19 protein-coding genes are annotated in these 19,625 nt (G+C 60.3%); 5 read left to right on the plus strand and 14 right to left on the minus strand.

The window, feature by feature from the left end:
* Nucleotides 1-46 precede the first annotated feature (46 nt).
* Entirely contained in the window at nucleotides 47-769 is a 723-nt protein-coding gene (pgeF, locus tag A8O26_RS14915) for a peptidoglycan editing factor PgeF (protein WP_064118714.1), read from the minus strand.
* Nucleotides 766-1,728, minus strand: coding sequence for a 23S rRNA pseudouridine(1911/1915/1917) synthase RluD (gene rluD / locus A8O26_RS14920; RefSeq protein ID WP_064118715.1), 963 nt, complete (start codon nucleotides 1,726-1,728; stop codon nucleotides 766-768). Before rluD ends, pgeF begins: the two co-directional genes overlap by 4 nt.
* Before the next feature lie 151 nt (nucleotides 1,729-1,879).
* Between rluD and A8O26_RS14925 the strand changes: the two genes are divergently transcribed.
* From A8O26_RS14925 to A8O26_RS14940, 4 genes are all read left to right on the plus strand, one after another.
* Nucleotides 1,880-2,896, plus strand: a complete 1,017-nt coding sequence (locus A8O26_RS14925; protein ID WP_064118716.1) for an outer membrane protein assembly factor BamD — start codon at nucleotides 1,880-1,882, stop codon at nucleotides 2,894-2,896.
* 126 nt (nucleotides 2,897-3,022) lie between these two features.
* A complete protein-coding gene (locus A8O26_RS14930) occupies nucleotides 3,023-3,265 on the plus strand; it encodes a PP0621 family protein (protein WP_034153864.1) in 243 nt (80 codons plus the stop codon).
* On the plus strand, nucleotides 3,255-4,844 hold the full coding sequence (locus A8O26_RS14935; protein ID WP_064118717.1) for a sensor histidine kinase: 1,590 nt from the start codon (nucleotides 3,255-3,257) through the stop codon (nucleotides 4,842-4,844). Before A8O26_RS14930 ends, A8O26_RS14935 begins: the two co-directional genes overlap by 11 nt.
* Entirely contained in the window at nucleotides 4,841-6,187 is a 1,347-nt protein-coding gene (locus tag A8O26_RS14940; RefSeq protein ID WP_064118718.1) for a sigma-54-dependent transcriptional regulator, read from the plus strand. Before A8O26_RS14935 ends, A8O26_RS14940 begins: the two co-directional genes overlap by 4 nt.
* 115 nt (nucleotides 6,188-6,302) lie before the next feature.
* Here the strand turns inward: A8O26_RS14940 and thiO are convergent, their stop codons facing one another.
* The 7 genes from thiO to A8O26_RS14975 are packed head-to-tail and all read right to left on the minus strand — an operon-like array spanning nucleotide 6,303 to nucleotide 13,068.
* Nucleotides 6,303-7,403: a glycine oxidase ThiO gene (gene thiO / locus A8O26_RS14945; RefSeq protein ID WP_064118719.1), complete on the minus strand. Its 1,101-nt coding sequence runs from the start codon at nucleotides 7,401-7,403 to the stop codon at nucleotides 6,303-6,305.
* A gap of 57 nt (nucleotides 7,404-7,460) precedes the next feature.
* Nucleotides 7,461-7,862 (minus strand): type IV pilin protein, encoded by a 402-nt coding sequence (locus A8O26_RS14950; RefSeq protein ID WP_064118720.1) that lies wholly within the window; start codon nucleotides 7,860-7,862, stop codon nucleotides 7,461-7,463.
* 15 nt (nucleotides 7,863-7,877) lie between these two features.
* Entirely contained in the window at nucleotides 7,878-10,961 is a 3,084-nt protein-coding gene (locus tag A8O26_RS14955; RefSeq protein ID WP_064118721.1) for a pilus assembly protein, read from the minus strand.
* Nucleotides 10,948-11,427 (minus strand): pilus assembly PilX family protein, encoded by a 480-nt coding sequence (locus A8O26_RS14960; protein ID WP_064118722.1) that lies wholly within the window; start codon nucleotides 11,425-11,427, stop codon nucleotides 10,948-10,950. The genes A8O26_RS14955 and A8O26_RS14960 overlap by 14 nt, the downstream gene beginning before the upstream one ends.
* Before the next feature lie 11 nt (nucleotides 11,428-11,438).
* Complete coding sequence (locus A8O26_RS14965) at nucleotides 11,439-12,152, minus strand: PilW family protein (protein WP_064118723.1); 714 nt, start codon at nucleotides 12,150-12,152, stop codon at nucleotides 11,439-11,441.
* Complete coding sequence (gene pilV / locus A8O26_RS14970; protein WP_064118724.1) at nucleotides 12,149-12,598, minus strand: type IV pilus modification protein PilV; 450 nt, start codon at nucleotides 12,596-12,598, stop codon at nucleotides 12,149-12,151. The genes A8O26_RS14965 and pilV overlap by 4 nt, the downstream gene beginning before the upstream one ends.
* Nucleotides 12,595-13,068, minus strand: a complete 474-nt coding sequence (locus tag A8O26_RS14975; RefSeq protein WP_064118725.1) for a GspH/FimT family pseudopilin — start codon at nucleotides 13,066-13,068, stop codon at nucleotides 12,595-12,597. Before A8O26_RS14975 ends, pilV begins: the two co-directional genes overlap by 4 nt.
* Before the next feature lie 130 nt (nucleotides 13,069-13,198).
* On the opposite strand from A8O26_RS14975, the gene A8O26_RS14980 reads away from it, so the two are divergent.
* A complete protein-coding gene (locus A8O26_RS14980; RefSeq protein ID WP_064118726.1) occupies nucleotides 13,199-13,768 on the plus strand; it encodes a GspH/FimT family pseudopilin in 570 nt (189 codons plus the stop codon).
* Here A8O26_RS14980 and ispH read toward each other — a convergent pair.
* From ispH to ribF, 5 genes are all read right to left on the minus strand, one after another.
* Nucleotides 13,725-14,669, minus strand: a complete 945-nt coding sequence (ispH, locus tag A8O26_RS14985) for a 4-hydroxy-3-methylbut-2-enyl diphosphate reductase (protein ID WP_064118727.1) — start codon at nucleotides 14,667-14,669, stop codon at nucleotides 13,725-13,727. The genes A8O26_RS14980 and ispH overlap by 44 nt on opposite strands.
* A 150-nt stretch (nucleotides 14,670-14,819) precedes the next feature.
* On the minus strand, nucleotides 14,820-15,257 hold the full coding sequence (gene fkpB, locus A8O26_RS14990; protein ID WP_172828167.1) for an FKBP-type peptidyl-prolyl cis-trans isomerase: 438 nt from the start codon (nucleotides 15,255-15,257) through the stop codon (nucleotides 14,820-14,822).
* Between the two features lie 7 nt (nucleotides 15,258-15,264).
* Nucleotides 15,265-15,777: a signal peptidase II gene (gene lspA / locus A8O26_RS14995; protein WP_064118729.1), complete on the minus strand. Its 513-nt coding sequence runs from the start codon at nucleotides 15,775-15,777 to the stop codon at nucleotides 15,265-15,267.
* The gene (ileS, locus tag A8O26_RS15000; protein WP_064118730.1) at nucleotides 15,770-18,601 is read right to left on the minus strand and encodes an isoleucine--tRNA ligase; all 2,832 of its coding nucleotides are present in this window, start codon (nucleotides 18,599-18,601) and stop codon (nucleotides 15,770-15,772) included. The genes lspA and ileS overlap by 8 nt, the downstream gene beginning before the upstream one ends.
* A 13-nt stretch (nucleotides 18,602-18,614) precedes the next feature.
* Complete coding sequence (gene ribF, locus A8O26_RS15005) at nucleotides 18,615-19,553, minus strand: bifunctional riboflavin kinase/FAD synthetase (protein WP_008078544.1); 939 nt, start codon at nucleotides 19,551-19,553, stop codon at nucleotides 18,615-18,617.
* Nucleotides 19,554-19,625: the final 72 nt, after the last annotated feature.

The raw sequence follows: 19,625 nt of genomic DNA on the forward strand, positions 1-19,625 counted from the left end.
TTCTGCAAGATTCAAGCGTCAGAGGGTTGATTCAGGTCAGGCAAGTCTAGCGGGTGAGCCAAACGAGGGAGGCAAAGCGACCGGTGCGCGACGCACGGCGATAAGAGAAAAAGCGTGAATCGGTCACGGTGCAGAAACCGCCACCATAAACAGCAGTGACACCCCGTTCAGCCAGAAGCAGACGTGCCAACAGATAGATGTCAGCCATGAACTTGCCGGAATTGGCGCTCGGTACGAAGGCTTCTGCCGCTTGAGGCAATTGATTGATGAAGACTTCGCGCACTTCCGGGCCGACTTCAAAGGCTTTCGGGCCAATAGCCGGACCGAGCCAGACCAGTACGTCGCCTGCCGGTACATCCAGCGTATCGAGCGTGGCTTCCAGCACGCCCGCCGCCAGACCACGCCAACCGGCGTGAGCCGCAGCAACACGAGTGCCGGCGCGATCGCAGAACAATGCCGGCAAGCAATCCGCCGTCATTGCCGTGCAGGCAATTCCGGGGGTTGTCGTCCAACTGGCATCGGCGGTCGCGACAATGCCCGGATCAGCATGCGCCACGGCAATCCCGTGCACTTGCTGCAACCAGGCAGGCTGTATAGAGAAGTGATCGGTCAGGCGCCGTCGGTTCTCGGCAACAGCCTCAGGACGATCATCAACGTGATCGCCCAGATTGAGGCTGTCGAACGGCGCCTCGCTGACACCGCCCTCGCGGGTGGTGACGCAGGCTTTGACGCTGGCCGGCGCTGGCCAGTCCGGCGTCAGCCAGTTCATCCGATGAAAGCCTCACGGTCTTGCTTGAGCAGGGTCAGCAGCCAGACGAAATCTTCTGGCAGCGGCGATTCCCAGCTCATGCGCTGACCGGTCGTCGGATGATCCAGCTCAAGGAAACGCGCGTGCAGGGCCTGACGCGGGAAGTGCTTGAGCGATTCAACCATCGTCGGGTTCGCCGCCGGCGGAATGCGGAAACGACCGCCGTACGCCGGGTCGCCGACCAACGGAAAGTTGATGTGCGACATGTGTACGCGAATCTGGTGAGTACGACCGGTTTCCAGTTTCACCCGTACATGGGTGTGGGAACGGAAGCGCTCCAGCACGCGGTAGTGGCTGACGGCAGGCTTGCCGCCTTCCATCACCGCCATGCGCTGACGCTGCTGGCCGTGGCGACCGATCGGGGCGTTGATCTTGCCACCGGCGGTCACGACGCCGATCACGATGCACTCATAGATGCGGCTGACACTGCGACTCTGCAATTGAGTAACGAGCTTTGTCTGAGCCTGAATGGTCTTGGCCACCACCATCAAACCGGTGGTGTCCTTGTCCAGACGATGCACGATACCGGCGCGCGGGACATTGATGATGTCCGGCACATGGTGCAGCAAGGCGTTGAGCAAAGTGCCATCGGCATGACCGGCAGCCGGGTGCACCACCAGGCCCGCAGGCTTGTTGATCACCAGAATGTCGTCGTCTTCATAGACGATGTCGAGCTCGATGTCCTGGGCGATCCACTCGCCCTGGGCTTCCTGTTCGGCAATCAGCTCAAGGATGGCACCGCCGTGCACGATGTCGCGAGGGCGGATGACCGCCCCGTCCACAGTCAGGCGACCTTCTTTGATCCAGGCGGAAAGGCGCGAGCGAGAGTGCTCAGCGAAGAGTTGGGCAGCGACTTGATCGAGGCGTTGGCCGCCCAATTCGGACGGCACCTCTGCGCGAAGTTCAATTTTATCGGACATGCTCTGACTGTGCGTCGGCACAGCTTTTGGTTTCGGCTGCGCGCTTGTGGTTAAATACGGCGTCTTTTGCCCCGAGGCTTTTCAACGGGGCGCTCATCATAACAGGACGGCCCCGCCCAAGACAGCGGCCGTCATAGGGACGCAAGCCGCCATGCAAGTGAAACACCTGCTGCTGATCGCCATCCTCGCATTGACCGCTGCTTGCTCATCGAAGGAAGTCGTAGACGAAAACCTCAGCGAAGCCGAGCTGTATCAGCAGGCTCAGACTGACCTGGACAACAACAGCTACACCAGCGCCACAGCCAAGCTGAAGGCTCTGGAGTCGCGTTATCCGTTCGGTCGCTACGCCGATCAGGCACAGCTGGAACTGATCTACGCCAACTATAAAAACGCCGAGCCGGAAGCTGCAAAATCTGCCGCCGAGCGTTTCATTCGTTTGCATCCGCAGCACCCGAACGTGGATTACGCGTACTACCTGAAAGGTCTGACTTCGTTCGACCAGGACGTTGGCCTGCTGGCGCGCTTCCTGCCGCTGGACATGACCAAGCGTGACCCGGGCGCCGCGCGCGACTCGTACAACGAGTTCGCCCAGCTGACCAGTCGCTACCCGAACAGCCGTTACGCGCCGGACGCCAAGCAGCGCATGATCTACCTGCGCAACCTGCTGGCGGCCTACGAAATCCACGTGGCCGACTACTACCTGACCCGTCAGGCGTATGTAGCCGCTGCTAACCGTGGCCGTTACGTCGTAGAAAACTTCCAGGAAACCCCATCGGTCGGTGACGGCCTGGCGGTAATGACTGAGGCTTACCAGCGTCTGCACCTGGACGAGCTGGCCAACACCAGTCTGGAAACCCTGAAGCTCAACTACCCGAATCACCCGAACCTGCAAGACGGCCAGTTCGTGCCACGGGTTGCCGAAGCCGACAACCGTTCGTTCCTGAGCAAGGCAACCCTCGGTCTGATCGAGTCGCGTCCACCGCTGCCGCCGGGCGAAACCCGCGCCAACCAGGACGTGCAGAAGCAGTTCCAGGACGCGAAAGACGCGATCCCGAACGAGCTCAAGCCTAAAGACGAAAACGGCGACGTGATCGAAGAGCCAGAGCCTGAGTCGAGCAACACTGACCGTTCGTGGTTCAGCTACATGACCTTCGGCGTGTTCGACTGATCACACCGGATGGACAAAAAAGGGAGATCTGCGGATCTCCCTTTTTTATTGCCGCGCGTTAATAGGCTGTGCGCTTGTCGGGTCCTTGGCTAAACTGCCGGATCATCAGTCGAAAAGCCGCTCATCATGCTTCGTTTATTGTTCTGGATCGTCGTGATTTTCGCCGCGATATGGTTGTGGCGTAAATTCAAGGCGCCTGCCGCGTCCAATCAATCCAGTCGCGCCCCCCGCGAACAGGACGCCCCGCCAATGGTGCGTTGCGCCCATTGCGGCGTGCATCTGCCGCGCGATCGTGCACTGAGCGTTCAACAACAGTGGTATTGCAGCCAGGCTCACCTCGAGCAAGGCCCGGGCTCCAGTGATCGCTGAGGCCACCCACGCCGACAGCAAACAGGCGCAGCGCCTGCTGCGCCTCTACCATCTCTACCGTTTAAGCGTCGGCATCACCCTGGTGTTGCTGATCTCCAGCAACATGGACAACCGCCTGCTGACGTCGGCCAACGACGAATTGCTGCGCGGCGGCAGTTGGCTGTACCTCGTTCTCAACATCCTGCTCGTGGTCTTTCTTGAAAACACCCGACGCCCGGCCCAGTTGTTCAGCCTGGCGCTGGTCGATGTGCTGTTGCTGTGCGGTCTGTTCTATGCGGCCGGTGGCGTGGCCAGTGCCCTCGGCAACTTGCTGATTGTCTCGGTGGCGATCAGCAATACCTTGCTGCGTCGTCGAATTGGTTTGTTGATCGCCGCGATCGGCGCTCTGGGCATCGTCGCCTTGAGCTTTCTGCTGAGCTTCAGCCACCCTCTGAGCGCCAATGAATACTTGCAGGCCGGCACCCTCGGCGCGCTGTGTTTTGCCGCCTCGCTGTTGGTGCAAGGCCTGATCCGTCGCCTGGAGGTCAGCGAAACCCTGGCTGAACGCCGTGCCAGCGAAGTGGTGGGGCTCGAAGCCCTCAACGCACTGATTCTGCAACGCATGCGCACCGGCATTCTGGTCCTCGACGAGGAGCGCCGGGTGCAACTGGCCAACCACAGTGCCCAGACGTTGCTGGCGCAAGCGCATCTTCACGGCCATTTGATCGACGAGTATTCGACGGCATTGGTCGATCGCCTGCAACTGTGGATGAACAACCCGACCCTGCGCCCGCAAAGCCTGAAAATCCCCGGTAACGGCCTCGAACTGCAGCCGAACTTCATCGCTCTGGAGCAGAGCCCGAACCAGCAAACCCTGGTCTTTCTTGAAGATCTGGCGCAAGTCGCGCAACAAGCCCAACAACTCAAACTCGCCGCGCTCGGACGCCTGACCGCCGGCATCTCCCACGAAATTCGCAATCCGCTGGGCGCCATCAGTCATGCCGCGCAGCTATTGGCCGAGTCCGAGGAACTCGACAGCGCCGATCGGCGTCTGACGCAGATCATTCAAGATCACTCTCAGCGCATGAACCGAGTCATCGAAAACGTCCTGCAACTGTCCCGCCGCCAGCAAAGTGCCCCGCAACGGCTGGATCTCAAGCCGTGGCTGGAAAATTTCGTTGCCGAAAGCCGCGAACAGGCCAGCGAGCGACAACAGATTCATCTGCGGGTCAACTCAGGTGACTTCAGTACCCTGATGGACCCCAACCAGCTCACGCAAATTCTCGACAATCTGTTGCGCAACGGCTGGCGCCACAGCGCCCTGCTGCACGATCAGGCGGAAGTCTGGCTGGCCTTGTTCATCGATCCCGACAGCCAGTTGGCGGTACTCGAAGTGCAGGACAACGGCCCCGGCGTACCCGCCGAAGAGCAAACGCATCTGTTCGAACCGTTCTTCACCACCAGCAGCCAGGGCACCGGCCTTGGGCTTTATCTGTCCCGTGAGCTGTGCGAAAGCAACCAAGCGCGCCTAGACTTCCAATCACGCCAAGGCGGCGGCTGCTTTCGCATCACCTTTGCTCACGGACGGAAACAAAGTTGAATACGAGCCCACGGCAAAAAGTTCTCATCGTCGACGACGAACCGGATATCCGCGAACTCCTGGAAATCACCCTGGGACGGATGAAACTCGACACCTACAGCGCCCGTAACCTGAGCGAAGCCCAGGCGCTGTTGAACCGCGAGCGTTTTGACCTGTGCCTGACCGACATGCGCCTGCCCGACGGTACCGGGCTGGAACTGGTGCAGCACATTCAGCAACGTTATCCACAACTGCCGGTGGCAATGATCACCGCCTACGGCAGTCTGGAAACCGCGATCAACGCGCTGAAGGCCGGTGCTTTCGACTTTCTGACCAAACCGGTGGACCTCAATCGACTGCGCGAACTGGTTGGCTCGGCCCTGCGCATGCCAGCGGCGGGCGGTGGATGCACCTCGATTGATCGGCGCCTGCTCGGTGACTCGCTGCCGATGCGTAACCTGCGCAAACAGATCGACAAACTCGCCCGCAGCCAGGCGCCGGTGTATATCAGCGGCGAATCGGGCAGCGGCAAGGAACTGGTCGCACGACTGATTCATGAACAAGGGCCACGCGCCAACCAACCCTTCGTGCCGGTGAACTGCGGCGCGATCCCTTCAGAACTGATGGAAAGCGAATTCTTCGGCCACCGCAAAGGCAGTTTCACCGGCGCGGTCGAGGACAAGCCCGGGCTGTTTCAGGCGGCCCATGGCGGCACGCTGTTTCTCGATGAAGTCGCGGACTTGCCGCTGTCGATGCAGGTGAAATTGCTGCGCGCGATTCAGGAAAAAGCCGTGCGCAGTGTCGGCGGGCAGCAGGAAAGCGTGGTCGATGTGCGGATTCTCTGCGCCACGCACAAGGACCTCGATGCAGAGGTCGCGGCCGAACGGTTTCGGCAGGATCTTTATTACCGCTTGAACGTGATTGAACTGCGCGTGCCGTCTCTGCGCGAGCGCCGTGATGACATTGAAGTGTTGGCGGCGCACATGCTCAAGCGCTTGGCCAAGGACACCGGTCAACCCGCGGCGCGCCTGCATGCGCAGGCTTTGGAAGCGCTGAAGAACTACCGGTTTCCGGGAAATGTGCGGGAACTGGAAAACGTGCTTGAGCGGGCGCACACCTTGTGTGAAAACCGCACGATCGAAGCTGAAGATTTACGTTTGAGCGAGGGCAACTGCGCGGCGGATGGCGCAATTGCTGATCTGACGCAGATCGACAATCTTGAGGATTATCTGGAAAACGTCGAGCGGAAGCTGATTCTGCAAGCGCTGGAAGAAACGCGCTGGAATCGTACGGCGGCGGCGCAGCGCTTGAGTCTTTCGTTCCGGTCGATGCGCTATCGGCTGAAGAAACTGGGCCTGGATTAAGGGCCCCTTCGCGAGCAAGCTCGCTCCCACATTTGATCTTTGTCGTTCACAAAATCCAATGTGGGAGCGAGCTTGCTCGCGAAGGCGGTCTGCCAAACGACAGAGAAATATCTGACTAAATCCGCCCTTCTGGCGCATACGGCGCCGGATCAATAATCGGCGCCCGCCCCAGCATCACATCGGCAAACAACTGACACGACGCCGGCGCCAGCACCAGCCCATTGCGGTAATGCCCGCAGTTCAACCACAACCCGGCAAACCCCGGCACCCGGCCAATGTACGGAATCCCCTCCGGCGACCCCGGACGCAACCCCGCCCAGTGCCCGACCACTTCGGCCTCCGCCAGCGCCGGCAATAACTCCACCGCCGAGGCTTTGAGGCTTTCCAGGGCGACGTCGGTTGGCGTCTTGTCGTAGCCTTCGTGCTCCAGCGTGCTGCCGATCAAAATATGCCCGTCGCGACGCGGAATCGCATAACGCCCTTTCGCCAGTACCATGCTCGGCAGGAAGTCCGCCGCGCACTTGTAGAGAATCATCTGGCCTTTAACCGGCTCGACCGGCAGCGTCAGGTCCAGTGTCTTGAGCAAATCACCGCTCCACGCACCGGCCGTCAGCACGACCTGATCCCCTTTTATCACGCCGTTGGAGGTGTCGACACCGACGACCTGCGCGCCCTCACGGATAAACCCGCTGACTTCGCATTGCTCGTGAATCGTCACGTTCGGCAACGCCAGCAACGCCGCTTTCAGCGACTTCACCAGACGTGGATTGCGCACGTTGGCGACATCGGCCATGTAGATCGCTCGGGAGAACCCGCTACCGAGCACCGGCACCGCGTCATGCGCCGCCGAGATATCCACAGCCCGCAGCGGACGGTTTTCCCGCTCGGCCCAGGCCAGTGCTTCGGCTTCGTCATCCAGATCCAGCCAGTACAGGCCGGTGGTGTGCACTTCAGGATCGACCCCGGTGTCAGCGAACAAACGCTCGCCGAGCTGTGGATAAAAATCCTGCGACCAGTGCGCCAGCGCGGTAACCGCCGGACTATAGCGCCATGGATACAACGGCGAAACGATACCGCCGCCCGCCCAGGAGGATTCCTGACCGAGGTTCGAACGATCCAGCAGCACCACGCTGCGCACTTCGGAGGCGAGGTTGTAGGCGGTCAGCAGGCCAATCACCCCGCCACCGACAATCACCACTTGCTGTTGCCTGGTCATGTTTGTTCCAACCATAAAAAAGACAGTGGGCGCAAAAGGCACCCGAAAGAAAGCGCCTCAGCGGCCCCAGCAATCCTTGGTGGTCAGCCCGGTGGTCGCGTTGTTCATGCTTCTGACACCGGTGTTGGTCAGGGTGAAGTCCCCGCACTTGTCGGTGGCCATCGACGTCCCCGTTTTGCGGGTGGCAGTGAGCAGGAAAGTCTGGTCAGCGATGGTTGGGGTGATGGTGTAGAAGTCATTACCCGTGCTGAGCCCGGTGATGCCGGTATAGACATTATTCTTGGTGTAGAAACGTTCGAGGGTCTGCGCCTGCTCCGAGAGCAGCGACACCACTTCGGCGCGACGGCCCTTTTTCAGGTACTCGGTATAGCTCGGTGCGGCGATGGTGACGACGATCCCGATGATCGCAATCACGATCATGATTTCGATCAGGGTGAAGCCTCGGTTGAATCTGCGCATGCCTCAAACTCTCACTTACTGTATTTGTCGCCACATGATACGACGGCTGCCACCGCCGGATTTTTCCACCAGGGTCGTTATGCCGCCACTGGAATCATTCACGATCTTGCGTGTGGCGCCGTTGACGATGGCGTTCAGCGTCGGAATGCCGCCCGTGAACACCACGCCACTGGAAATCGTGTCGTTGCTATCGACCACGCCATCGGCGTTGGTGTCGAGCACCGCGTAGTTGAGCATCTTACCGCTGAACGCATCGAGTTCGACCAGTTTGCCGGTACCGAAACTCGAACAGGGGTCGGTGGTATCGACACTCGCCGTGGTGAAGATGATCCGCCCCAGCACCAGGCTGGCCTGATTGATCACCCGCTCGCCCGTCAGCGCGTTGTTATACACCAAGGGCAAGTACCAGCCCTTCTCGCCTGGATAGGTCGTGTCGTTCTGCGTCGTTGTCACGAACTGCCCACTACTGCCGGAGAACACGCCAGTAACCGCCTGCGCCTGCAAACTGCTGACGGTAAGCTGCCCTGAGCCGCCATCGGCATCCCACACCGAATAGAACGCCTGCAGATCCTTGTTGGTCTTGTCAGCCGTCTCGTTGAATTTACCGGTGCCAACGAAGATCTGTTTGCCGCCGAGCGAGTTGTCCGCCAGCAGTGGTTGCGCGGTGATCGGTTGAGTCGCCCCACCCGCCGTCGTGAACAGCGGCTTGCCGGAAAATGCCACACCCCAGCTATCCGTCGATGTCGCGCTCAGATCGAATTTCCACAGGCGCCCTTTCAAGTCGCCGCCATAAGCGGCCTGCACCACGTTCGAAGAATTGACCTTGAGTTTTACCGACGACAAGCCATTGGTGGTTTCCGTGCTGTCGATGACGATTTTCTTGATCAGCGAACCATCACGTACGTCCAGCACATACAACGCCGCCACGCCGGAGTTGCTGCCGTAACCGTTGGCAATGAAAGCCGCCCAGCGACCATCGGCCAAGCGTGCCACTTCCGGTCGCGCGTAGGCGTAACCCAGATCATTAAAAGCGTTGGCGGTGCTTGCGGTCGCCGGCGCACTGACTTCCCACAACGCACGCAAAACGTTACCCGCCGAAGCGTCGAACAGTTGCAGCGCGTAGAACGTCTTGCCTCCGGCACCGGTGCCGCCGATGGCCATGGTTTTCCATGCGCTATTGAGCTGGGCGTCATACACGCCCACTTGGCCGTCGACGAGAAACTTGTGGCTGACACCGTTGATGTAGTTCGGATCGGCAATCAGCCGCAGCGACGGCAATACGCTGGAAGGCATATAAGCGTAGCGACGGGTGCCGTTGGCCGAGTTGATGACGTTGACGAAACCGTCGTTGGCGTTCACCACCAGATTGGCATTCATGTTTGCCGCTTTGGTGGTCAGGTAAGCGGTGTACGTGGTGTCGCCCGACAGATCGGAGGCGGTCTTGTCCGTCGGTGACGCCAGCACCAACGGCGAGTTGATGATGTCGCCGAGCAACACGCTGCGCACCTTGAGCCCGGTCTTGTTGGTGCCTTTGCTCCACTCCACCAAGTCACTGCCGGTGATACCGGTGGGCAGGCCTTGGTTGAGTGTGGTCTGTTGCGCGGTGGCGAAGTTGCCGTAGGCGAGCGTCACCGCGGCATTGTTCGCGGTATTCCACGATTGATAAGTTGGTGCAGTGGCTCCCGGCACGATGGTCGTGTCGGTGGTCCAGAGCGCCGCCGAGGTATTCACCGCCCCGGCAGCCGTAAAACCGAAAGATTTGATCGTGCCGCGCCAGTCCTTGGGATCGTAACTGGTCTGAAAATAACTGGTGCCGCTGGCCAGTGTGGTGCCGCTGGTGACGCCACTGCCGCCGGAACCTGCCTTGGAGGTGATATCACTCAACGCCGACGACAACGCGGCGTTGAGCCCGGTACTGTCGGTCGCCTGGTAATACCTGCCCTGTCCGTAACTGGCGGCGTCCGACAACATGTCGTTATCGGCGGTGAAGCCCACGGTGTAGGTGTTCAGGTTCTGCTTGGGAAAATCCACCGCGTTCCAGCTCTTGCCTGCCGCGTCAGTACCGGTTGAGCGCATATCGATATCGAAGGCGAACTTGGCGATGTCATCCAGATACAACGTGTCACCTTCGTTATCGCCATTGAGGTTGTTGCCGTCATTGTTGACGCCGTCCCAGTTCGGCAAACGGCTACCGCCCAACGGGTCGTTGGTCGGGAAGGTCCGGTCGAAGGTCGGCAAACCGTCGGTAATCACCACGCCATAGTTTTTCTGGCAGCGGTACTGGATCGGGCTGGTATAGGTCGCCGGAGTGCTGTTGTAGTAAGGCGCCATGCCGCGCATGTAGCGAGTGATTTCATAGTAGGTTTCTGCCAATGGCGTGTTGGCCACAGCACTCAAACCATTGATCGATGAAATCAGCGCGTTGTAGTTGGTGTCTGCCTGCGCCTGAGTCACGCTGCCGGAAACCGGTGACAAATCGCTGATCGAGCGGGCGATGAAACCACCGTTACCGGAGTTGTTGCTGGTGGCAGGGTTGAACGTCGATAGACCGATACGCAAGGTGCGGTTGCTGGTGACCAGCGCCGTCGAGACGTTACGCGCAACGTTGATGCGGTAGTCGTTGGGAATCGCCCCTGCGGTGAAATCGCGCGTGCCGTTGTTGATGGCCAGACCGACGACGTAGGCAATGTAATCCCCGGAATAACGCGTGTTGCCGCTGCCCACCGGATCCGGCAGTTTCAGACACAACGGCGCCAGACTGTTGTTGTAGAACGCATAGGCACCGCCGGAACACCCGGAGGTCGGCAGGCTCGACAGAAAGATCGTGTCGCCGGTGATCGCCGTCGAACTCAGGCACAAACCGAGCAATGCGTTGCACTGCCGCGCCGGTGTGCGATCAACCGTCGGATCGAATCCGGACGCATAAATGATGCTGTTCATACTCCCCGAGTCGTCGATCAGCAACATGACGTTGGGAGCCACCGCTGCCGCACTCAACAGCGGCGAATCAGACGGCGTGAACGCATACGCCGGCGCCGCCAGATAAAAGCTCATCAGCATGCCGAACAGCAGCGATCCGTAGCGCTCAATACTTCGCATAGACACTCTCCACAACGCTACGCGAAGTGCCGGCGATGCCGACGGCCGTGACCCGATACAACGTCGCCGACGTATTGCTCGGCACGTTCACGGCAGTGAGTGTGGTGCCAATATTCTGTACACCGTAGAAGCCATTACCGGTCGCAATCCAGGTCACCCCCGAGGTTGAGTTGAGCCCCGCCGCACTCACCACCGATGACTCCGCAGGCGGAGCGCATTGCGTGGTGCCGCTGCAAACCGCGAGGGTGTAGCTGTCGAGTTGCACCGCACTCTCACCCACGCGCAACGCCGCCTCGGCGGTTTGAAACGACTGATTACGCAGACTCACGCTACCGGCCATTTTTTCCTGCAGGTTGGCACTCTGCATCGACGACAGGCCGATCAGCGTCAGCAACAACAGAAACACCAGACTGACCAGCAACGCCATGCCGCGTTGCGCTTGCCGGTCATGAAGAGAAATCCGCATCGCCACGGCCCTCACTGCAAGCGGTTGCGCAAAGCGGCAACCACGTTGAAGGTTTGCGTGGCGACCCGGCTGTTGGGGTCGGTGAGGGTCAGGCTCAGGCGCACACTGCGAATGCGTGCCGGGTCGCTGGGGTTGGCGCTGTACGTCGAGGCCGCCACATCCGTCGCCGAACTGGCCAGACCAAATGTCACGTTAAAGGCACTGACGTTGTTCACCAACACCTGCTGGGTGGGCGTGCCGCTACCGGTGCCCATGAGAATCTGGTTGTTGCTGAAGCTGTAAATCAGTCGCCGGATCGGAAAGGCAATCTGCCCGCTCGCCGCCGCTCGTAAACCCGTATACGCTGTGGCGCTGTTGCGGCAATCGGAAACTACCGTCCAGGTCGGCGTGCCGCCGCCGCTGCCGATATCGGCGGTGACCAGCGTCAGTTTCAGGTTGGCGTTGTCCCAGTTGATCGGCGCTATCTGCGCCGCATTGAAATCCCCCGCCGAGCTGGAGTCCGTAATGGTGCCGAGGCATCCGAACATCCCGACCATGCGTATTTCCTGAATCATTTTGCTCAGCACAAAACGCGCGTCTTCCTGCATTGCCGCGGCGCTGTTCTGACTGACGTAGGTGTTTTTCGCCGCGATGAAAATCTGCACGACTCCCAGCACGATGATCAAGCCCAGTGCGAGGGCAATCAGCAATTCGATCAGGCCGAAACCCCGTTGATGGCGCGTCATGGTGTGGCCACCGGGTCGACGGCAGCGCGACTGCTCAGAACGAAACTGCGCGGCGCACTGGCAGTGTTGGTCGCCCGTGCGTCACTCCAGTTGATCGTGATGGTGTACACCCGCTGACTAAGGGTAATGCTACCGGTCGCGGTCGGGCCGCCGAAATTGACGATGTTGGTGGTGAAATCGTAGAGATCCTGATCGCGGGCAACGCTGAGGTTGCCCGAGGTCGGCGGCGTGACGGTGTAGTCGGCGCCGGAGTTGGCGCGAATACGGTCCATCATGTCGTAGGCGATGAAACTGGCCTGACTGGTCATCCGCGAGCTGTCGGTGTACTTCAGCGCATTCAGTTGCACCGCTGCTGCACCGAGCAGTCCGACCGTCAGAATCAGCAACGCGACCAGCACCTCGATCAGCGTCATGCCCTGCTGTGTGTATTGACTCCCTGCCCTCATCCGCAACTTCCACCCAATTGAATTCGTCCGTTCAAACACACGTTCAGCGTCCTGCTTTGCGTTCCCAGCGTGTAACTGATGACCACCGCCGTCGACGGTGCCGCCAGACCGCCGAGATTGTTGAAATCCAGCGCGGTCACTCCTGAGGTTAGCGTCAGAGTTGCGCCGCTGCTCATCGCGGGAACAACCCGCAACACATTGGCCGGAGTGCCAGTACTGTCGTAGACCGATAACTCGCCGGTCCACACGCTGCCCCCGGCGGTCGGGCGCAGACGCAGAGTAGTGCCACGATCAATGGCTTCCAGGCGGGCGAAATTGATCGCGCGCTGCAGGTCGCCCATTTCGGTATCGGCCCTGCTGCCTTGTATCGAGCGGGTAAACGCTGGCACTGCCAGGGTTATCAGGATCACGAAGATCGCGAGCGCGACCAGCAACTCGATCAGCGTGAAACCTTTTGTACGAAGATCCATCGATGCCCTCCGTTGCCGTCGGCTATACCTGCTTCTACACGCTAGAACATTCGACCGACCTGTGTCGGTTGATTTGCCCTGCCCGGCGTACGGACCGCGCCGCCAATCACGCTCCATGGAGGGAGTTTTCATGCCACAACAGGGTTTCAGCCTGATCGAACTGCTTATGGGACTGGCGATTGGCGCAATTGTTCTGCTGCTGGTCAGTCCGGCGTTTGCCACGCTCAGGGAATCGAATCAACGTGATCAGGCCGCGCAGTCCTTGCTCGACGGTATTCGTCATGCCCGCACACTGGCGATCACGCGCAATCAGAGCGTGGTCATCCATGGCATTAATGGCGACTGGAGTCAGGGCTGGCGAATCATTCTGGACATCAGCGGCAAGGGGCCGGAGGACAGCAGCAATCCGCTACTGGTAGAGCACGCGAGTGACGCCAAAGTACCGATTGTCGGTAATTGGTGGGTGCGTCGATATGTGCGGTTCGGCAGCCTGGGGCAGCCGCTGATGCCCGGACGGGCCTTTCAGGCGGGGACATTACATATCTGCTCGGCGCGCGAGCCGATCAGCCAGCGCCAGGTGGTGCTGGCGGCGACCGGTCGCGTGCGCCTGAACAGCAAAAGCGCCGAACAGGCGTTGTGTCAAAAAGCCAAAAGCGTCAAATCGAGCGGACGCGCAGCTCTTTCGGCATCGAGAACGTAATGTTCTCTTCACGCCCGGCCAGTTCATCGGCGCCGGTGGCACCCCAGGCCTGCAACTGCTGAATCACGCCGCGCACCAGCACTTCCGGTGCCGAGGCGCCGGCGGTGATGCCGATACGCTCAACACCATCAAACCAGCTCTTTTGCAGGTCTTCGGCACCGTCGATCAGGTAGGCCGGTGTGGCCATGCGTTCGGCCAGCTCACGCAGACGGTTGGAGTTGGAGCTGTTCGGGCTACCGACTACCAGCACCACGTCGCACTCGTCGGCCAATTGCTTGACCGCGTCCTGACGGTTTTGCGTGGCGTAGCAGATGTCATCCTTGCGCGGGCCACCGATGGCCGGGAAACGCGAGCGCAACGCATCGATGACGCGACTGGTGTCGTCCATCGACAGCGTGGTCTGGGTGACGAAGGCCAGTTTGTCCGGGTTGTGCACCTGCAATTCGGCAACGTCTTTTTCGTCTTCAACGAGGTAGATCGCGCCGCCATTGCTGGCGTCGTACTGGCCCATGGTGCCTTCGACTTCCGGGTGACCGGCGTGGCCGATCAAAATGCACTCACGACCGTCGCGGCTGTATTTCGCCACTTCGATGTGCACCTTGGTGACCAGCGGGCAGGTGGCGTCGAATACTTTCAGACCACGGCCAGCGGCCTCGGTACGCACCGCTTGAGAAACGCCGTGGGCACTGAAAATGACGATGACGTCGTCCGGCACTTGATCCAGCTCTTCGACGAAAATCGCCCCGCGACTGCGCAGGTCTTCGACGACGAACTTGTTGTGCACCACTTCATGACGCACATAGATCGGCGGCCCGAAAACTTCGAGGGCGCGGTTGACGATTTCGATCGCCCGGTCCACGCCGGCGCAGAAGCCACGGGGGTTGGCGAGTTTGATTTGCATGCTGTGCCTCGTGTCTTGCGCGCGAAAACAGTTAAAAACACTGTGGGAGCGAGCTTGCTCGCGAAGAGGCCATCACCTGCAACATTACTGTTGGCTGACACACCGCATTCGCGAGCAAGCTCGCTCCCACATTTGACTTCATAGAGTCAGTTAGATCGCTTTGACGTTGATGATCTCGACGTCAAAGGTCAGCGTCTTGCCTGCCAGCGGGTGGTTGAAGTCGATGGTCACTTGCGTGTCGTCGAACTCTTTCACCACACCCGGCAGCTCAGTATTGGCCGCATCGTTGAAGATCACCAGCAAACCCGGCGACAGCTCCATGTCGACGAACTGCGAGCGCGGAATGATCTGCACGTTCTGCGGGTTCGGCTGGCCGAAGGCGTTTTCCGGCTCGACGGTCAGCGTACGCTTGTCGCCAGCCTTGAAGCCGAACAGCGCCGCCTCGAAACCCGGCAGCAGGTTGCCGTCGCCGACCTTGAAGGTCGCCGGGGCTTTGTCGAACGTGCTGTCGACGGTGTCGCCGTTCTCCAGGCGCAATGCAAAGTGCAAGGTGACTTCCGTGTTCTGGCCGATGCGTTGCTCAGCCAATACCTGTTCAGTCATGAACGGCTTCTCCGGTCTTTTTACTTTTGAACATATCCAGTGCCAGCATCACCGCACCCACGGTAATGGCGCTGTCGGCGAAGTTGAACGCCGGGAAGTACCAGCGGTTCTGCCAGTGCACCAGAATGAAATCGATCACATGGCCCAGGGCAATGCGGTCATACAGATTGCCCAGCGCGCCGCCCAATACCAGCGCCAGCGCGATGGCCAGCCAGGTTTCGTTGCGGCCCAGGCGCTTGAGCCAGACCACCAGCACCGCACTGACCACAATCGCGATCAGGGCGAACAGCCAGCGCTGCCAGCCGGAGCTGTCAGCCAGGAAGCTGAACGCAGCGCCGGTGTTGTAGGCCAGGGTCCAGCTGAAGTAATCGGGAATGATCACGATCTGCTGGAACATTTCGAGCTTGCCTTCGAAGTAGAACTTGCTGGCCTGGTCGATGACCAGAACCAGCAAACTCAACCACAGCCAGCTCAACCGTCCAAAACGGCCAACGGCATTAGGCATAGTGACGAACCTCGCCAGCGCCGCTGATGTTGTCGACGCAACGACCGCAGATTTCCGGATGCTCCGGGTTCACGCCGACGTCTTCACGGCAGTGCCAGCAACGGGCGCACTTCGGGAAGGCCGATTTGACGATCTTCAGCTTCAGGCCGCTGACTTCAGTCACGACCGCGTCGGCCGGAGCCTGGACGAATGGCGCAACACTGGCCGTCGAGGTGATGAGAACAAAGCGCAGTTCGTTGCTCAGCTTGGCCAGATCGGCGCTCAGGGCGTCTTCGGCGTACAGCGTCACTTCGGCTTGCAGGTTGCCACCGACGGCTTTCGCCGCGCGCTGGATTTCCATTTCTTTGTTGACCGCTACTTTGACCGCCATTACGCGTTCCCAGTATTCGCGGCCCAGTTCTACGTCGGCCGGCAGTTCGGTCAGGCCTTCGTACCAGGTGTTGAGCATCACCGATTCGTTACGCTCGCCCGGCAGGTATTCCCACAGTTCGTCGGCGGTGAAAGCGAGGATCGGCGCGATCCAGCGCACCAGCGCTTCGGAGATGTGGAACAGCGCGGTTTGCGCCGAACGGCGGGCCTTGCTGTTGGCGCCAGTGGTGTACTGACGATCCTTGATGATATCGAGGTAGAAACCGCCCAGCTCCTGCACGCAGAAGTTGTGGATCTTCGAGTAGACGTTCCAGAAACGGTATTCGCCGTAGTGCTCTTGCAGCTCGCGTTGCAGCAGCAAGGTGCGGTCGACCGCCCAACGATCCAGCGCGAGCATTTCTTCAGCCGGCAGGATGTCGGTGGCCGGGTTGAAACCCGTCAGGTTCGAGAGCAGGAAGCGCGCGGTGTTACGGATACGACGATAGGCGTCCGCACTGCGTTGCAGGATCTGGTCGGAAACCGCCATTTCACCGGAGTAGTCGGTCGAAGCGACCCACAGACGCATGATGTCGGCGCCCAGGGTGTCGTTGACTTTCTGCGGTGCGATCACGTTGCCCAGCGATTTGGACATCTTGCGGCCGGCTTCGTCGACGGTGAAGCCGTGGGTCAGCAGTTCGCGGTACGGCGCGTGGTTGTCGATGGCGCAACCGGTCAGCAACGACGAGTGGAACCAGCCACGGTGTTGGTCGGAACCTTCCAGGTACAGGTCGGCACGCGGGCCGCTCTCGTGACCCATCGGGTGCGAACCGCGCAGGACGTGCCAGTGCGTGGTGCCCGAATCGAACCAGACGTCGAGGGTGTCGCTGATCTTGTCGTACAGCGGCGCTTCGTCGCCGAGCAGTTCGGCAGCGTCCATCTTGAACCAGGCTTCGATGCCTTCGACTTCAACGCGTTTGGCGACTTCTTCCATCAGCTCGACGGTGCGTGGGTGCAGTTCGCCGCTTTCCTTGTTGAGGAAGAACGGGATCGGCACACCCCAGTTGCGCTGACGCGAGATGCACCAGTCCGGACGATTGGCGATCATCGAGTGCAGGCGCGCCTGGCCCCAGGCCGGGACGAACTGGGTGTCTTCGATGGCTTTGAGCGAGCGCACACGCAAGGTGTCGCCGCTGGTTGGCTCTTTGTCCATGCCGATGAACCACTGCGCAGTCGCGCGGTAGATCAGCGGGGTCTTGTGGCGCCAGCAGTGCATGTAGCTGTGTTCGATGACGGTGGTGTGCATCAGCGCACCGACTTCGGTCAGCTTGTCGACGATCGCCGGGTTGGCCTTCCAGATGAACTGGCCGCCGAAGAATTCCAGCGACGGCACGTAAACGCCGTTGCTCTGCACCGGGTTGAGGATGTCGTCGTTGACCATGCCGTATTTCTTGCAGGTCACGAAGTCGTCCACGCCGTAGGCCGGCGCGGAGTGAACCACACCGGTGCCTGCGCCCAGTTCGACGTAGTCAGCCAGATAAACTGGCGACAGACGGTCGTAGAACGGGTGACGGAAGTTGATCAGCTCAAGTTCTTTACCGGTGGTGGTGGCGATGACCGAACCTTCAACGCCGTAGCGCGCCAGGCAGGCTTCAACCAGCTCTTCAGCCAGCACCAGCAACTTGTCACCGATGTCGACCAGGGCGTAGTTGAATTCCGGGTGAACGTTCAGCGCCTGGTTGGCCGGGATGGTCCACGGGGTGGTGGTCCAGATCACGATCGAGGCAGGTTTGCTCAACGACTGCAGACCGAACGCGGCAGCCAGTTTGGCTTCGTCAGCGATCGGGAAGGCGACGTCGATGGTCGAGGACTTCTTGTTTTCGTACTCGACTTCCGCTTCAGCCAGGGCCGAACCGCAGTCGAAGCACCAGTTCACAGGCTTGAGGCCCTTGAACACGAAACCGCCCTTGACGATTTCAGCGAGGGCGCGGATTTCGCCGGCCTCGTTCTTGAAATCCATGGTCTTGTACGGGTTGGCCCAGTCGCCCAGCACGCCGAGACGGATGAACTCGGACTTCTGCCCTTCGATCTGCTCGGTGGCGTAGGCACGGCACAGCTCGCGGGTCTTGTCCGCGCCCAGGTTCTTGCCGTGGGTCACTTCAACCTTGTGCTCGATCGGCAGGCCGTGGCAGTCCCAACCCGGAACATACGGCGCGTCGAAACCCGACAGGGTCTTCGAGCGGATGATCATGTCCTTGAGAATCTTGTTCAGAGCGTGACCGATGTGGATCGTGCCGTTGGCATACGGAGGGCCGTCATGCAGAACGAACTTCGGACGATCCTTGCCAATCTCGCGCAACTTTCCGTACAGGCCAATACTGTCCCAGCGCTGCAGGATCTGCGGTTCGCGCTGTGGCAGGCCGGCCTTCATTGGGAAGGCGGTGTCCGGAAGGTTAAGCGTGGCTTTATAGTCGGTCATTTAAGGCTCTTCATTAGCGATGGGCGCTAGGTGCGGCTAGTGCACGGGCGGTGGCGACATCCGCATTGATCGCCGTTTTCAATGCCTCCAGGGAGGCGAAGCGCTGCTCTTCACGCAGCTTTTGGTGGAAAACCACCGTCAAACGCCGGTCATACAGATCGCCGGCAAAATCTAAAAGATGGACTTCAAGGTGGGCCTTGCCATCACCTTGTACCGTGGGCCGCACGCCGATATTGGCGACGCCGGGCCAGGTCTTGCCGTCGATGTCGACATCCACCAGATACACCCCGGTGAACGGCACGCGACGACGCTTGAGTTGAATGTTGGCAGTGGGCGTACCCAGTTGCCGGGCCAGTTTCTGGCCATGCAGCACGCGACCGGCGATCCGGTACGGGCGACCGAGCAAACGTTCGGCCAAGGCAAAATCGGCGGCGGCCAAGGCGTTGCGCACCTGCGTGCTGCTGACGCGAATGCCGTCCAGCTCGACGGTTTGCGCCGCTTCCACGGTAAAACCGTGCATCTGCCCGGCCTGCAACAGGAAGTCGAAATCACCGAGGCGATCACAACCGAAGCGGAAATCGTCACCGACCTCCAGATGCTGCACGCCGAGGCCATCGACAAGGATGGTATCGACGAACTCGCTGGCGCTGAGCTTGCTCAAGCGCTGGTTGAAGGCCAGGCACAACACCCGGTCGACACCTTCGGCGGCCAGCAGCTGCAGCTTGTCGCGCAACCGCGCCAGACGCGCCGGTGCGGTCTCCGGGGCAAAGAATTCCCGTGGCTGCGGCTCGAAAATCACCACGCAGCTGGGTACGCCCAACTCGAGCGCACGCTCACGCAGTCGGGCCAGGATAGCCTGGTGACCACGGTGAACACCGTCAAAGTTGCCAATAGTGGCGACGCAGCCCCGATGCTGGGGGCGCAAGTTGTGGAGGCCTCGAACCAGCTGCATAACGCGCTTCTTGCTCATAAAGTGGTCGATTATAACCACACCCGACGGTCGACGACAGGCAACACCGTAACG

The organism is Pseudomonas fluorescens, from assembly GCF_001648775.1.
Classification (GTDB): domain Bacteria; phylum Pseudomonadota; class Gammaproteobacteria; order Pseudomonadales; family Pseudomonadaceae; genus Aquipseudomonas; species Aquipseudomonas fluorescens_M.

Bases quoted from the DNA above. Each gene is read 5' to 3' on its own strand.
- ispH (WP_064118727.1), bottom strand. From the start codon at position 14,669: ATGCAAATCAAACTCGCCAACCCCCGTGGCTTCTGCGCCGGCGTGGAC.
- rluD (WP_064118715.1), bottom strand. From the start codon at position 1,728: ATGTCCGATAAAATTGAACTTCGCGCAGAGGTGCCGTCCGAATTGGGC.
- A8O26_RS14930 (WP_034153864.1), top strand. From the start codon at position 3,023: ATGCTTCGTTTATTGTTCTGGATCGTCGTGATTTTCGCCGCGATATGG.
- ileS (WP_064118730.1), bottom strand. From the start codon at position 18,601: ATGACCGACTATAAAGCCACGCTTAACCTTCCGGACACCGCCTTCCCA.
- A8O26_RS14960 (WP_064118722.1), bottom strand. From the start codon at position 11,427: ATGCGGATTTCTCTTCATGACCGGCAAGCGCAACGCGGCATGGCGTTG.
- A8O26_RS14965 (WP_064118723.1), bottom strand. From the start codon at position 12,152: ATGACGCGCCATCAACGGGGTTTCGGCCTGATCGAATTGCTGATTGCC.
- pilV (WP_064118724.1), bottom strand. From the start codon at position 12,598: ATGAGGGCAGGGAGTCAATACACACAGCAGGGCATGACGCTGATCGAG.
- pgeF (WP_064118714.1), bottom strand. From the start codon at position 769: ATGAACTGGCTGACGCCGGACTGGCCAGCGCCGGCCAGCGTCAAAGCC.
- thiO (WP_064118719.1), bottom strand. From the start codon at position 7,403: ATGACCAGGCAACAGCAAGTGGTGATTGTCGGTGGCGGGGTGATTGGC.
- A8O26_RS14950 (WP_064118720.1), bottom strand. From the start codon at position 7,862: ATGCGCAGATTCAACCGAGGCTTCACCCTGATCGAAATCATGATCGTG.
- ribF (WP_008078544.1), bottom strand. From the start codon at position 19,553: ATGCAGCTGGTTCGAGGCCTCCACAACTTGCGCCCCCAGCATCGGGGC.
- lspA (WP_064118729.1), bottom strand. From the start codon at position 15,777: ATGCCTAATGCCGTTGGCCGTTTTGGACGGTTGAGCTGGCTGTGGTTG.
- A8O26_RS14980 (WP_064118726.1), top strand. From the start codon at position 13,199: ATGCCACAACAGGGTTTCAGCCTGATCGAACTGCTTATGGGACTGGCG.
- A8O26_RS14955 (WP_064118721.1), bottom strand. From the start codon at position 10,961: ATGCGAAGTATTGAGCGCTACGGATCGCTGCTGTTCGGCATGCTGATG.
- A8O26_RS14925 (WP_064118716.1), top strand. From the start codon at position 1,880: ATGCAAGTGAAACACCTGCTGCTGATCGCCATCCTCGCATTGACCGCT.
- A8O26_RS14975 (WP_064118725.1), bottom strand. From the start codon at position 13,068: ATGGATCTTCGTACAAAAGGTTTCACGCTGATCGAGTTGCTGGTCGCG.